Genomic DNA, 14291 nt, shown 5'->3' with positions numbered 1-14291 from the left:
ATCCTTCGCACATTGGTTAATTCCCCACCATCTGCTGCTCCCTCTTAAAACCAGAGTTACACCAAAGCGTTTAAAAAACAGTCGAAAGGGTGTAATACAGTAGCGAATTACTAACAGTCTCTCCGCAGCGATTACCTCATATCAATTATGACCAAAGCAACCATTGCTACCCTCTTGGCGACCCTGGCCTTTATGCTCAGCTCCCATGCAGCAAAGCAGCCCAACGTGCTCCTCATTTACGGGGACGATGCCGGCTACGGCGACCTCGGCATTTACGGATCCATCAATAATCTAATAAAAAAAACGTTCCTCAAGCTACTCATCCTCATGTCTTGCTGCCCCCTATTGCTATCCGCAGCAAGCAACAGGCCCAACATAGTTGTCTTCCTAGTCGACGACATGGGGCTGATGGATACCTCCGTCCCCTTCCTTACCGACGACCAAGGTGAGCCAAAAAAATACCCACTCAACGACTGGTATCGCACCCCCCACATGGAAGCACTGGCCGCCAACGGCATCCGCTTCTCCAATTTTTACGCCCAATCTGTCTGCTCACCAACCCGTGCTTCCATTATGACGGGACAGAACGCGACTCGGCACCACACCACAAATTGGATCCACACCAATAGAAACAATCGCGGCAAATACGGCCCGCGCAAGTGGAACTGGGAAGGTCTCACCAAAGACTCCATCACCTTGCCGCGAATCCTCCAAGAAAACGGCTACCAGACCATCTTCGTAGGTAAAGGCCACTTCGGCCATATGAGATCTGAAGGTGCGGATCCCCTAAACCTAGGCTTCGACATCAACATCGGAGGCTCCGCCATCGGCCACCCTGGATCCTACAGCGGCGACTACGGGCAACGCGGCAACCATCCCGTCCCGGGGCTCGAAGCCTACCACAATACGGGGACTTTCCTCACCGAAGCCCTCACCCTCGAAGCCAACAAAGCTGTGACTGCTGCAATAAAAAAGGGCCCCCCTTTCTACCTCTATCTCTCCCACTACGCCGTGCACGCCCCCTTTCATACTGACCCACGCTTTATCGAGCACTACAAAGGTAAAAAAAATGGTCGGGCGCCCGCCTATGCCACACTCATCGAAGGGATGGACAAATCACTTGGCGACCTCGTAGCTCACTTGCAGAAATTAGCTGTCGCCGAAGACACGCTCATCTTCTTCCTCGGCGATAACGGCAGTGATGCTCCACTCGGCGAAAAAACTGGTCACACTTCGTCCGCTCCGTTACGCGGCAAGAAATCCACCATGTATGAAGGCGGCACCCGCGTGCCCTTCATCGCCGCATGGGCAAAGCCCAACCCTAAGTCTGAGCTTCAAAAACAATGGCGCATTCCGCACGGAATGATTGATCCCAACAACATCGGCACTGTCATGGATCTCTACGCAACGGTCCTCGACGCCGCCAATGCAGAAAACCCAAGCGACCACACCATTGATGGCTCCAGCCTCAAGAAACTCCTCACAGGTCAAGCAGACCCTGATCGCCGGCAGGAATTCCTCATGCACAGTCCACACGATCGCGGTAATGCAGAAGATGATCCCGGCAGAAATTATTATACCTCGCTGCGCCTAGGCGATTGGAAGCTCATCTATCAATACTTCGATGAAACGCCCTACGTCCTCTATAACCTCAAAACCGACCCGTTCGAAAATCACAATCTCGCCACGGAGAAACCCGAAAAAGTCCAACAGCTCATCGGCGAGATGAACCAACGCCTCGAAGCTCAAGATGCTCAATACCCGGTCAAAGACGGCAAAGAAGTTAAGCCACAATGATCCACATTTGGGGTAGCTCCCCAATCTGGGACGACCAAGGATCACTTTCACAAACGGCTACGCAAATTCAGCCAACTGCGCGCCGTCACGCGCCTGCCTGATCACTAGCCAATAGGTCCCTCGCCACGGAATAAGCAAGGTGAAACCTGCGGCACGCGGCCAATCAAAACACCGCAAAGTCATGGTGCCTGAACCTGTCGACAATGTGCCCCATCGAACAACCTCCTTCGGCACGATGATGAAGGAGGCGAGATATGCTACCTGCGTCGCGGGAAAGTGGCACATCTCACAAGATCCAAGCGAGTTTGGCTTCGATACAAATTTCGGAAGTAATCGCTCTGGTGCGCCACGCGGTGGATACTTCTCCCCTTACAGAAACCCACAACTAAGCGACGGCCACAAAGTCGAGCATTTGACAGATCGTCTCGGAAAGGAAGTTTCCAACTGGATCGTCGAGAACAAGGACAAGCCCTTCTTCGTTTACTTCCCCTTCTATTCTGTTCACACCCCGATCCAAGCCCACGAAGACCTCACCCAAAAGTATCAGTAGAAGTTCCCATAACTCGATCCGGAGAAAGCCAATACGCTGCTCAAGAAACTTAAGGTCTGGCAGAAAGAAGTCGGCGCACAGACTCCGACCGAGCCTAACCCCGAATACGAGAGCAAATAGACCAGCACAGATCGAAAGTGGTTCCCACTTCCGCTACACCAAGAAAACGTAGCGGAATGAGGAACTCATTTCGACCGCGCTCCCGCCAAAATTAAGCCACAATGATCAGGCTTCAAGTAAGTTACGTAACTTAACAACACTCAATCAACAGTGGTTTCCAATAAACGATGCGTTCACGATACCCAGATTCGTTAATGATATATCAACGAAGCCATCTGTTGCTTTCCCTGAAATAGCACAGTCGAGCAGCTGCCATCAAGTAATTCCACTCCAAATAAACATTATGCGATCCAAGATACTCACTTTGCGCAGAAACCGACTCGTTTACTCCACTGCTTACTCGCTCTAGCTGCAACATTTACGTCATTACAGGCAGCCGAGCAGACAACACGTAGCGTCGTCTCCTTCAAAGACGATTGGCGCTTCGCCCGCTATGGGGAAATGAACTACGGCTCCTACTTGGAGGAACCCACCGGACTGGAGAAAGTCTCGCTGGACGATTCGCAATGGCGACAACTCGACTTGCCCCATGACTGGGCGATCGAGGGCCCCTTTCGCGACGATCTGCCGAATGCAGAAGGCAAGCTCCCTTACATCGGCGTGGGCTGGTATCGCAAAGATTTCACAATTTCTAAAGCAGATGCAGGTCAACGGTTCTACATCGATTTCGACGGAGCAATGTCGCACTCAAAAGTGTATTTGAATGGTCAATACGTGGGTGAATGGCCTTACGGTTACAGCTCTTTCCGTTTCGACCTGACTCCCTACCTGAAAGTGGGCGAAGAAAACGTTTTAGCCGTTCGCTTGGAAAACAAAATCCGCATGTCACGCTGGTATCCGGGCGCAGGCATCTATCGTAAAGTTTCACTAGTCAAGACAGCTCCCGTTCACATTGCTCACTGGGGCACTTACGTGACGACTCCAGAGGTTTCTGACAAATCAGCCACCGTTCGCATCGAAACGACTGTTCGCAACAGCGAAAAAAGCGCGGCTCCTGTCGAGCTTCGCCATGAGGTGTATGAAGCTGGCTCGAAGCGAGTCAAAGTCGCGGAAACAACGACTGGCAAAGGCTCCATCGCGCCCGCCTCGACCGAAGTCGCCACCGTCACTTTAGAGCTTAGCAAGCCGAAACGCTGGGATGTGGAATCCCCCAACTTATATGTCGTCGTCACCAGTGTGCTGCAGGACGGGAAGCTGGTGGACAGCTACGAAACGACTTTCGGTGTGCGCACGATTAAATTTACAGCCGAAGACGGCTTCCACCTCAATGGTCGCCGCGTGCAACTGAATGGCGTCTGCCTCCACCACGACCTCGGTCCTTTAGGCGCCGCGTTCAACACCCGCGCCATGGAGCGTCAATTGGAGATCATGCAGGAAATGGGCGCGAATGCGATCCGCACCAGCCACAACCCGCCGGCACCCGAACTGCTGGAACTGTGTGACCGCATGGGCATCCTCGTGATCGATGAGGCCTTCGACAGTTGGAAAAAAGGCAAGACCGACAACAGCTACCACACACTATTCGAAGAGTGGCATGAGAAAGATATCGTAGCGCTCGTTCGCCGCGACCGCAACCACCCGAGCATCATCATGTGGAGTTCGGGCAACGAGGTATTTGAACTACACTCGGATGCAGGTAAGGCAGTCTCGCAAATGCTCACCGATATTTTCCACCGCGAAGATCCGACGCGTCCAGTCACCGTAGGTTCAAACAAGTCCAAGCCGATCATGGGCAACTGGAAAGATTCGGTGGATATCATCGGCGCCAACTACAACCAAAGCGTTTACCCAATCTTCCTCGAAAAGAATCCGGGCTACGCCATCTACGGCTCCGAGACCTCGTCCACCACCAGCTCGCGCGGTGAATACTACTTTCCGGTCAAAGAGCCAAGGAACCGCGCTCAAAAGCTCAGAGGCGGCGCTAGAAATAACCAAATCAGCTCCTACGATTACTGGGGCCCGGGTTGGTCGATCACTCCTGACAAGCAGTTTGAGCTGTTAGAGAAAAATCCAAATTTCGCCGGTGAGTTTGTATGGACTGGTTTTGATTACATTGGCGAGCCGACGCCCTTCCTCGCATGGGATCAGACACTGGATTTAAACTTCAAAAACGAAGCCGAGGCCAAGCGTGCCCAAGAAGCCAACAAACGTCTGAATAACGGTAAAGCGAGTTCGCGCAGTTCCTACTTTGGCATCGTCGATCTATGCGGTTTCCCGAAGGATCGCTACTATCTCTATCAAGCGCATTGGCGTCCGGAGTATCCGATGGCGCACATCCTCCCCCACTGGACCTGGCCGGATCGTATCGGTGAAGTCACTCCCGTGTATGTTTACACCTCGGGCGACGAAGCAGAGCTCTTTCTGAACGGCGAGTCCTTAGGACGCCGCAGCAAGAAACAGTATGAGTATCGTCTCAAATGGAACGACGTGGAATACCAGCCGGGCGAACTCAAAGTCGTGGCCTACAAAGACGGCAAGCCATGGGCGGAACAAACAATGAAAACCGCTGGCGCGCCAAGTCAGCTGAGCCTCTCCGCAGACCGCACCACCATCAAAGCCGATGGCGACGACCTCTCCTTTATCACCGTCCGCATTGAAGACAGTGAAGGCACAATGATTCCACAGGCCGGCGATCTGATTCAGTTTGAGATCACAGGTCCCGGCGAAATCATTGGCGTCGGCAACGGTGATTCGACCAACCATGAGTCCTTTCAAGGCGATCAGCACTCCGCGTTTAACGGGCTATGCCTCGCCATAGTTCGCAGCCTAGACGGCCAAGCTGGTCAGATCACCATCAAAGCAAAAGCCAAAGGGCTGGGTGAATCCACCCTCTCGCTCAACAGTCAATGAAGACTTACTACATTATTGCCCTTGCTGTGATCAGTGCGCTGAGTTCTCTGCTCGCACAAGCTTCAGAAAGACCCAATATCATCTTCTTTCTAGCCGACGATTTAGGCTATGGCGACTTAGGCGCATTCTGGCAGGATCAGCGGAGCGGTATTAAGAAATTCGACACTCCGGGGCTCGATCGTATGGCAGCCGAGGGCGCGAAGCTCACGCACCACTACATCGCTGCGCCGGTTTGTGCGCCTTCACGCGCGTCCTTTTTTCAAGGACGCCACCAGGGCAACGCCGACGTGCGTAACAACCAGTTTGATTATCCCTTACCAGATAATATCAATATCGCTAGCATGCTGAAAGCTGCGGGCTATCGCACCATTCATATTGGAAAATTCGGACTCGCAGGTTCCAAGACAGATGCTGATTTGACTGGCGAAGGCTCAGCGAATCTACCCGCACACCCACTGCATCGGGGCTGGGATCAGTTTTTCGGCTATTTATTCCATATCGACGGGCACCAGCACTATCCACGCAACGGAACCAGCAAACAAAAAGCATTCATCTATGATGGTTTCCGCCAAGTGACTGATGCCGCCACGAATCTCTACACAACGGACGCCTGGACCGCCGCGGCGAAGCAGGCGATTATCGATGAAGTCAACGACGGCGATGACCAACCGTTCTTCCTTTATCTGGCATACGACACCCCGCATTCAGTATTACAGTTTCCTGCTAAAGCCTATCCCGGCGAAGGCCAAGGCAACGCAAAGAACCACTACGGTTTGAACGGCGGCGTGCAATGGACGACCGAAAAAGATGCCACGGGACGTGTCCGCTATGCCAATACGGCCGGAGATAGCGAAGAGATCGATAACTATGTCCACCCCGAGCTTAATCCAAAATGGAACCCACGAGAGCAGCGCCACGTGGGCATGATTCGACGCATGGATAACTCCGTCGCCGACATTCTGCAACTGCTGGCGGATTTGAAGATCGATGAGAACACCATCTGCATCTTCAGCTCAGACAACGGCCCTCACAAGGAAGGCGGACAGAACCCGCGTAGTTTTGAGTCCTTCGCCAATATGGAAGGCCTGAAGCGTGACTTATGGGAAGGCGGTCTACGCGTGCCTACGATCGTGCGCTGGCCGGGGCATATTGCTGCCGCGACTAATGACGAACAAGCGATTGCCGAGATCGACACTCCGAGCGGGAATTGGGACTGGTTGCCAACCTTCGCCGAACTGGCCGGCGTGCCTGCGCCCGCCAATACAGACGGAGTCTCCCTAGCGCCCCTCTTGACAGGCGCTGAAAACCAACAAAATCATTCGTATTTATATTTCGAATACACTTATAGAGCAACAACTCCAGATTATCGAGAATTCCCGAATCACGGCGGCGACCCGCGCGGTCAAATGCAGGCCATTCGCATTGGCAACTTTATGGGAGTGCGCACCGGAATAACTAATGCCGAGAACCCGTTTAGAATTTACGACGTGGTTAATGACCCCGCCCAAGCCACGGACCTCGCAAATTCGATGCCAGAGATGCAAGCGCAAATGAAGTATTACGCCCTCGCGGCACATCACCCGCTCAGCGGAGCAGAGCGACCTTATAGCCAGACTCCATTACCGTCCGTGCAAGTGGCTGACCGTGCGTCCGGCTTGGCCTACCAGGCCTTTGAAGGCGACTGGCAATGGACTCCAGATTTTTCAAGTATGACACCGGTTGCCAGTGGCAGCGCAAACGGTTTAGACGTATCATTTCGCAGCCGTGACGACGGTATCGGCTTACACTACCAAGGCTACATTCACGTGCCGACGGCGGGTGCCTGGCAGTTTCATCTCAGCGCCGACTCGGGCGTCGTCATGCACATTCATGATCGTCTCGTGATCGACGACGACTACCAGCGCCCACCGGCGGTGCGCACAGTTTCATCCCAGAAAATCCCCTTACAGGCAGGACTGCACCCAATCTCCATTGCTTACCGTCACGGCACGGGCCCCAACAAATTGTCCTTGGAGTGGGAAGGCCCACAGCGGTCACGTGAGACGATTCCCAAGGGAGCCTACTTCCGCGAACATTAAACGATTGTCCTGCTGAGTCTGAAATTCAATTACACACCCCAGAGTCATGACTGAAGTTAGCGTCGATTTGGAATGAAGAATACAGATGCAATAAATCATCTGCCACTCTCGATTTCAGGAACTTGCAGAGAAATTTGACGACCGGAGTGAAGCGCTATCAGATGGAACAAATGCCTGCCCTCTCATCCGGTCGGCCCGATCCACCATCCACTTCTTGCGGCTCCTCCCGACTTTCCTTTAAAGGGCCGCGACGAAATTAGATACAGCTGCTATTCGTATTCCCACTTATGCAGCCATGGGTCCATTGTCGCCTGTTGAAACTGCTTAATTTTATCACTAAACTGCTGCACCTGATCCTGATACTCAGGAAGCCCCGCCAAGTTGTGAACCTCATCCGCGTCCTGCTCTAAATCATACAGCTCAAAGCAGGGGCGATGCAAATAATCGACGACTTGACGTTGACCGAAATGTGACTCTCCATCCTCGCGATACGGCGCCCAGGTTGCTGATTCCCACAAGTCGCTGGCAAAAGAAAAAGTAAGCGGATGCGCCACATTCCATATAAATTTATACTTTTTCGAGCGGATCACCCGCATCGGATAATAGTTGGTGATCTCGTGGAAAGTATGCGAGGCATAGACTTCCTCGCGCATCCAATCCGAAGTATTGCCCTCAAGTAATGGACGGAATGACTCTCCAAACATATGATCCGACAGCTGCGGTACTCCCGCATAATCCAGAATAGTGGGGGCAATATCATACCATGCGATGAGTTCGCCACTCTCGCCCTGCTGTGGACTCGAAGTGGGAGCTTTGACAATACAAGGTAGTCGCATGCCCGGATCGTAGAGTGTGGTTTTACTTCCAGGGAATGCGGCCCCATTATCGGAAATATACATGATGTAGGTATTCTCATACACCCCTTTCTCTTTGAGCAACTCGATCAAACGTCCGACACCACGATCCAGGCGACTGATACTTTGATAGTCCTGTGCAAGTTCCGCACGCGTGTGTGCATTATCCGGCAGCCACGGTGGAACGACTACCGACTCCTCACTGTAGACGGCTTCTTCATCTCCAGCAAAGGGCTGCTCCGGGTTGCCAAAGTCATTTGGCTGCAAGGGATGGTTCTTTACAGTATTAGGCGTCCGGTGTGGATTATAACTGCACCAATACAAAAAGAACGGAGACGCTTCACTAATAAAGTCCGCACATGCATCTGCCATACGAAGATCATCGCGACCATAGTCATGCTCGCCGAGCTGCTCTTGAAAGGGATAAACCGACTCAGGCGCATAATGCTTTTTACCCACACAAGCCGTCCGATACCCCGAGTCGTTCAACAACTTTGGAAGCGTCAGGACATCTTCAAAACATGCGAAGTGATGTTGCCCATGCGTATGTCCGTACGTTCCGTTGGTATGATTATGATGGCCCGTCAACATAACAGAACGGCTGGCCGCACAGGAAGGAGTCGTGCAAAAGGCCTGCCGAAAGAGCATCCCATCCGCAGCCAGACGATCCAGATGAGGCGTTCGTACGATCGGATTTCCATAGCAGCCCAAAGCCTCGCGGCCATGGTCATCAGATACCATCAGTATTATGTTAGGTCGTTTATTTTGCATAGACATGCTTTCTGTTAAAAATTGAAGGCTTCGCGCAACTAGCGAAGACGGAAGATGCGTGCCATCTTCTGCTGTGGCAGCGTGATCGACAGCTCACCACAATCGTTATGCCACGTGACATCGACAGGACGTTCTTTCGGGTAAAGGCACTGAGCATCCATAGGAGAGACCCTACCTAGATCGCAATCCAAAGGAATGCGAATACTGTCTTCCTCGCTCTCAAAGCGCCAAACCGAGAGCAGGATTTCATCGCCCCACTTCAAGGCAAAGGCCCCCCACGCGCTGTCATGACGACAAAGCCCCAAAGGCCATAACAACTCTGCCTCCGGAATGCGCTCGCGGTAGCTCTTGTAGACTTCAACAGCTTCCCGAATGAGCTCTAGACGCACACCGTCCATAGTTTGCATTTGTCCGCTCAGATAAATTCGCCAACTCATGGCACTGACCATATTCATGATGACAGATTCTTCTGTCGCATCCATCAAGGGATAGGCCCACACTCCGGCTTGCTCAGGACAAACCACACTCCCGCTGTTGATCGAGATACGGGCATTCATCAGGTAGTTTTGATTGTCTGTAGTGGACGAGGTTGTGTGCAGATCCATCAAGCCGTAGGTCATACGCATACCTCCCGAGCTACAATTCTCGATCACCAGATCGGGATACTTTTGAAAGATCGCTGCCAGCCACGCCTTATAAGCTCGCTGATGCCCCAGCAGGCCATCTCCAAAACTATCCGCCTCAACTTCCGTCCCTGGGCCGATCTCGATGTTATAATCCATCTTGATAAAGCTACAGCCATATTGTTCGACGACCCGCTCCACCACCTGGTTCGCATGCTGAATCACTTTGGGATGCCTAAAGTCCAATTGCAGCGAATCGTGATCCACCACACGCTTGCCATGACGCAGAAAGAAACACTCGTCCGGCCACTCTGCTGCCAAACGGCAGTTAATCCCCATTCGTTCGATCTCCAGCCACAGCCCAGGCTCCATTCCCTTCTCGCGAATATAATTCAAAGGCTCCTCGATCCCGCCTGGGAAACGCCCCTTCGCGGGCAACCATTCGCCGACGCCCGCCCACCATGGACCGTTATCATACCAGCCAGCATCAATGACGAAATAATCAGCCCCCGCAGCGGCCGCCTTATCAATCAAAGGCAACAACTTCGCCGTAGTCGGATCACCCATCAGGCAATTCATATAGTCATTAAAGATCACCGGCAGTCGACGGTTATCAAAATGCTCACGCCGAATCGTCCGTCGGTAGGCATTCAAATGCCCGAATGCACCCTGCGCTCCCTCGGAACAAGCCCCCACCACAGCAGCGATCGATTCGAAAGATTCACCGGGCTTGAGCGACTTCCACCATTGGTTCTCGCGTTCGGTCGGACCGCTCAAATGCAAGTAGAGCTGACTCGCGATATCACCGACCTCCCAGTGCCAGGACGCATGACTCTCAATTTGCCAAAACAAAAAGTGAGCATGACGTGCAGTCTCAAACATCCCCATCGGCAGGAACTCTTTCGCCGCCCAGGTGCCGGTATTGCTATAAGATAGACTCTTCATCGAAAAGCCCTGTTCACTCATCGGAGTCAGACCGAGCTCAGCCAACGAATGACGGCGCCACTGAAACTCAGACTTCCACGAGTTATGGGGCACATGCAAATACGCGTCTTCCATCACCTCGGCCCCCTGCTCTTTCGTAATCCCAGCGAGGGCAAACGAACTGACGTACTCAATGCCGACTTCCGACTCTGAAATGTTTGTCAACTCGGTCCAGCAACGAGCCACTGGAATGTCATCATAAAACTGGATATGGCTGACGATACGTAAGCGATCCGACAGCTGCTCAATCTCTAATTTTCGGCCAAAACCATTACGCCCATCGCGATGTGATCGATAGCGTGGGATGTTTCCACCGCAATTGGAGCCCGTATGCTTGCCACCATGATGGTCATGCTGATTCTCCCCCAGCAATGTACTTCGACTAAAGTGTAACGACGTCGCAAACGCTCTTCGGCCGTGACTGAATGTGTCTGCCATGCTTGACTCGAAAAATGCAACAAGCGAGCCGCACCATCGGCCCCTTGTTCAATCACGACATGCAGCCCGTTCTCTTCAAAATTAAGGATAATATTAGAATTTGTTTTCATTTAGTACAGAGTTGCGCCCAGGCTGCTTAGCGTCCGAGTCCAGTCACATTTTCAAAAAGAACCGGGTCCGCAGCCTCCCCACCATCAAGACGCGTGAAGGTATTGCCACGCATCACACCGCCCTCCAAATCGCTAAGAACCATCGCACGCTCTCCGGTATACTCGATCGTGTTCCCGGTAAACTCCAGACCACTGCGACAACCACCGATCAAGATCTGCGCACGCTGATGAGAGCCAAAGTGCGTTGCGAATTTACCATTACGAATCACATTATCCTTAACGACTAAATTGCTGTAGTAAGCAGCTTCGAGCCAATTGCTGATATTGGGAGACAACTTAAGCGACTCGAGCCCGGTATCTTCTACCAGATTCCCCGAGATGACGCCGTCGCTGGCTTTAGTTAAAATACCACGTGAGCGATTGTGCCCGATTACATTATTAATCACCTTAAATCCCCGTCCAACTCGATTGACCGCACAAATTACGGAAACATCATCGATTGGAATCACCCGATCCAAAGTAACATACCACGCATCGCGTAAATTCCCCGGTAATATCAGAGTGAACTGATCTTTGGCCGATTCAATTTTCTCTTTCGGATAGTCCCGCGCGCGTGCGATATGCGTGGCCACGGCTTCTCCAAGCAATTTACCATTTCGAGAGACAACCTCTACCGGATCGCCCAGCTGAATGTTCAAAGCACGCTTACTGATCACAGTGAGCACCGCGCCCTCGCCTTCGGCCACCACATGGTAATCTCCACGGATATTCACCCCGTCATCCCCCATATAGCCTGCATAGCATTCCTCAATGGTGGGTCCGACTTCCGCATTAATGCTATGAAAGGCATCCCAATTACTGGAACGCATACGCGGATAACTGACCTTCGGATCGTTTTTCTTACGATCCACACGGCAGCGATAATAATGAATATTGCTAGACTCCTCTCCAAGGAAACTAAAACAGTTGGAAGCATAGACGGTTACATTCTCAAAAAGCAGATCCCGGCACTGAGTCGAATACACACAATGCGGCGCAAAGCTCCCGCCATCGATTCGCTTACGTTCCGTTTTTAACAGGAGCACATCGCCGACCTCCACAAACTCAGAATCAATCCGAAGGTGCTTCTTACGATAGACACGCAAGCTGCGGCCCTCCATTTTCGTTATGCTTTTGATGTCGTGAAAAGTTCTGAACCCCGGCTTCAGTTCATGCGTCTCCGCGCTATAGACTTCGGCCCCCTTCGCGGATAAGCCTTCCATCGGATAACCTTCAAAGACTTCGATTTGAAAATACTCCGGTGTGAACTCTGTAATAAGCCCCTGGGTATAGAGCATGGGGTCGTAATCAATACTCAGGTTCTTGATCACAACATTCTCACATTTTTCCAAATGAATCGCGCGAGTGCGATCCGTGCAGACGATTTCAGAGCCCTGAAAGTCAATCTCTATGCCTTTCAATTCAATCAGCTCTAAGTGCGCTGAATGGACCGGAGCCAAGCGATACGTCGCCTGAGGAACTTTAATCTTCGTCTGCCCGTCCTGCACTTGAGACATGATCCATGATTGTAAATCATCGATCTCTGCCACTGCCGCAGACGACATGTTCGCCGTGCTAAGGCAGCACATAGCGATACTAAAAAAGGAGATAAGGTGTTGTATTCTCATAGTGAGGTTCTGCCGTATTCGATTAACGCATCCATGTGCTGTCCGCCTCAATGGCTTCCAGCTTCTGTTTCAACTGAGTTTTCAAGGATTTAAGTGCAGGCGCATACTCCGGGTTTCCAGCAAGATTCTCCATTTCGTAGGCGTCGGTGGCTAGATGGTACATCTGAGTCAGCGGAACATCAGGTCTTTGCTCAGGCGGAATGTTATACTCGGTCAACTTCCAACCATTCGCACGCACAACAGAGGCCCAAAGCATGACCTCAGGCACTCCCGGATTTTCACGATCGGGTTTTTCGTATTGGATAAACATCATCTCATCACGAACTTGATCCACTTCCCCACTCAATAACGGTAGGATCGATTCCCCCTGTTGACCGGGAATCTCAGGCAGTTTCACCCGTCCCAGATCAGCACAGGTAAAAAAGATGTCGGCCAGATTCACCAAGGCATCACTCTCAGAGCCGCCTTTCGCCAGCTTTGGATAACGAACAAAAAAAGGAACTTTAGCGGAGCTTTCCCACGGATGACGCTTCCAGGCAAAACCATGTTCTCCATACAACAAACCATTATCACTGGTAAAGATGATCAGCGTATTATCCAACTGACCGCTTTGCTCTAAACTCTGGAAAAGTCGACCCATACCTTCGTCAATATCCGTGATCATTGCACAATATTCCTCATACATATTAATCACTTCTTCCAGCCGGCCTTCTTTTCTAAAGTACCCCAGATCCAACTCTAAATCTGGGCGCTCGGGTATCCCCATTCCTTTATACTTTCCAGCGTTGCGCTTTGTCGGAATCAGGGGCGTATGCGGCGAAAAGGGACTCAGGAAAATACAAAATGGTTGCTCTTTTGTATCCACGGCAAAGCGGGCAGCCTCATCAAACAAAATGTCAGTCTGATGCCCTTCGATCACAACCTTACGGTCCTTGCCGACGGCATACATCTGATCCTGATAGAGGTACGCATTCCACCAATCAATGTGACTCATTCCGGGTGTCCTCTTCTCGGTATCAGGCCCGGCATTGACGAACCAATGGCTCCAGGCCTTACGCGCCTTTTTTCTGAAAGCATCACCTTCATAGTACTTCCCAATCAGCGCAGTCACATAGCCGGAATCTCGAAAATACTGAGGCAAATAATACTCAAAATCATCGGGATAATAAAAATTATCACGGCGCATATGTTGTGTCGAATACTGCCCGGTAAAAATGGAAGCGCGCGAAGGACCACACACCGGACTGAGTGCATAGCAATTATTAAAAGTGACGCCTTCACTGACAAAACGATCCAAATTGGGCGTTTTCAGATAGGGGTGCCCCTCGGCACCAAGCATACCGATCCGCAAATCATCTGTCATGATAACTAGGATATTAGGACGCTCTACCTCAGAGGCAGACACAAACGAACATGCACATGCCCAAGCCGCAACCATTACATAGCAAA

8 protein-coding genes are annotated in these 14291 nt (G+C 51.7%); 4 read left to right on the top strand and 4 right to left on the bottom strand.

Features of this window, described 5'->3' with window-relative positions:
• Nucleotides 1-327 precede the first annotated feature (327 nt).
• The 4 genes from SH580_RS18340 (at nucleotide 328) to SH580_RS18325 (ending at nucleotide 7395) form a co-directional block, all read left to right on the top strand.
• Nucleotides 328-1797 (top strand): sulfatase, encoded by a 1470-nt coding sequence (locus SH580_RS18340; RefSeq protein WP_425607165.1) that lies wholly within the window; start codon nucleotides 328-330, stop codon nucleotides 1795-1797.
• Between the two features lie 139 nt (nucleotides 1798-1936).
• Nucleotides 1937-2347, top strand: coding sequence for a sulfatase-like hydrolase/transferase (locus tag SH580_RS18335; protein ID WP_319832271.1), 411 nt, complete (start codon nucleotides 1937-1939; stop codon nucleotides 2345-2347).
• Between the two features lie 561 nt (nucleotides 2348-2908).
• On the top strand, nucleotides 2909-5317 hold the full coding sequence (galB, locus tag SH580_RS18330) for a beta-galactosidase GalB (RefSeq protein WP_319832270.1): 2409 nt from the start codon (nucleotides 2909-2911) through the stop codon (nucleotides 5315-5317).
• Complete coding sequence (locus SH580_RS18325) at nucleotides 5314-7395, top strand: sulfatase-like hydrolase/transferase (protein ID WP_319832269.1); 2082 nt, start codon at nucleotides 5314-5316, stop codon at nucleotides 7393-7395. Before galB ends, SH580_RS18325 begins: the two co-directional genes overlap by 4 nt.
• A 269-nt stretch (nucleotides 7396-7664) precedes the next feature.
• On the opposite strand, the gene SH580_RS18320 is transcribed toward SH580_RS18325, so the two are convergent.
• The 4 genes from SH580_RS18320 to SH580_RS18305 form a co-directional block, all read right to left on the bottom strand.
• The gene (locus tag SH580_RS18320) at nucleotides 7665-9020 is read right to left on the bottom strand and encodes a sulfatase family protein (protein WP_319832268.1); all 1356 of its coding nucleotides are present in this window, start codon (nucleotides 9018-9020) and stop codon (nucleotides 7665-7667) included.
• A gap of 38 nt (nucleotides 9021-9058) precedes the next feature.
• Entirely contained in the window at nucleotides 9059-11065 is a 2007-nt protein-coding gene (locus SH580_RS18315; RefSeq protein WP_319832267.1) for a glycoside hydrolase family 36 protein, read from the bottom strand.
• A 136-nt stretch (nucleotides 11066-11201) separates the two neighbouring features.
• Nucleotides 11202-12803, bottom strand: coding sequence for a right-handed parallel beta-helix repeat-containing protein (locus SH580_RS18310; protein WP_319832266.1), 1602 nt, complete (start codon nucleotides 12801-12803; stop codon nucleotides 11202-11204).
• Between the two features lie 61 nt (nucleotides 12804-12864).
• The gene (locus tag SH580_RS18305; protein ID WP_319835021.1) at nucleotides 12865-14280 is read right to left on the bottom strand and encodes a sulfatase family protein; all 1416 of its coding nucleotides are present in this window, start codon (nucleotides 14278-14280) and stop codon (nucleotides 12865-12867) included.
• Between the last annotated feature and the right edge of the window lie 11 nt (nucleotides 14281-14291).

The organism is Coraliomargarita algicola, assembly GCF_033878955.1.
GTDB classification, from domain to species: Bacteria; Verrucomicrobiota; Verrucomicrobiia; order Opitutales; family Coraliomargaritaceae; genus Thalassobacterium; species Thalassobacterium algicola.
This window is presented reverse-complemented; position numbering and strand designations above follow the sequence as displayed.

Excerpts from the sequence above, each read along its gene's own strand:
- SH580_RS18340 (WP_425607165.1), top strand. The coding sequence starts at position 328 with ATGTCTTGCTGCCCCCTATTGCTATCCGCAGCAAGCAACAGGCCCAAC.
- galB (WP_319832270.1), top strand. The coding sequence starts at position 2,909 with ATGAACTACGGCTCCTACTTGGAGGAACCCACCGGACTGGAGAAAGTC.
- SH580_RS18325 (WP_319832269.1), top strand. The coding sequence starts at position 5,314 with ATGAAGACTTACTACATTATTGCCCTTGCTGTGATCAGTGCGCTGAGT.
- SH580_RS18320 (WP_319832268.1), bottom strand. The coding sequence starts at position 9,020 with ATGCAAAATAAACGACCTAACATAATACTGATGGTATCTGATGACCAT.
- SH580_RS18315 (WP_319832267.1), bottom strand. The coding sequence starts at position 11,065 with ATGGCAGACACATTCAGTCACGGCCGAAGAGCGTTTGCGACGTCGTTA.
- SH580_RS18310 (WP_319832266.1), bottom strand. The coding sequence starts at position 12,803 with ATGTGCTGCCTTAGCACGGCGAACATGTCGTCTGCGGCAGTGGCAGAG.
- SH580_RS18305 (WP_319835021.1), bottom strand. The coding sequence starts at position 14,280 with ATGGTTGCGGCTTGGGCATGTGCATGTTCGTTTGTGTCTGCCTCTGAG.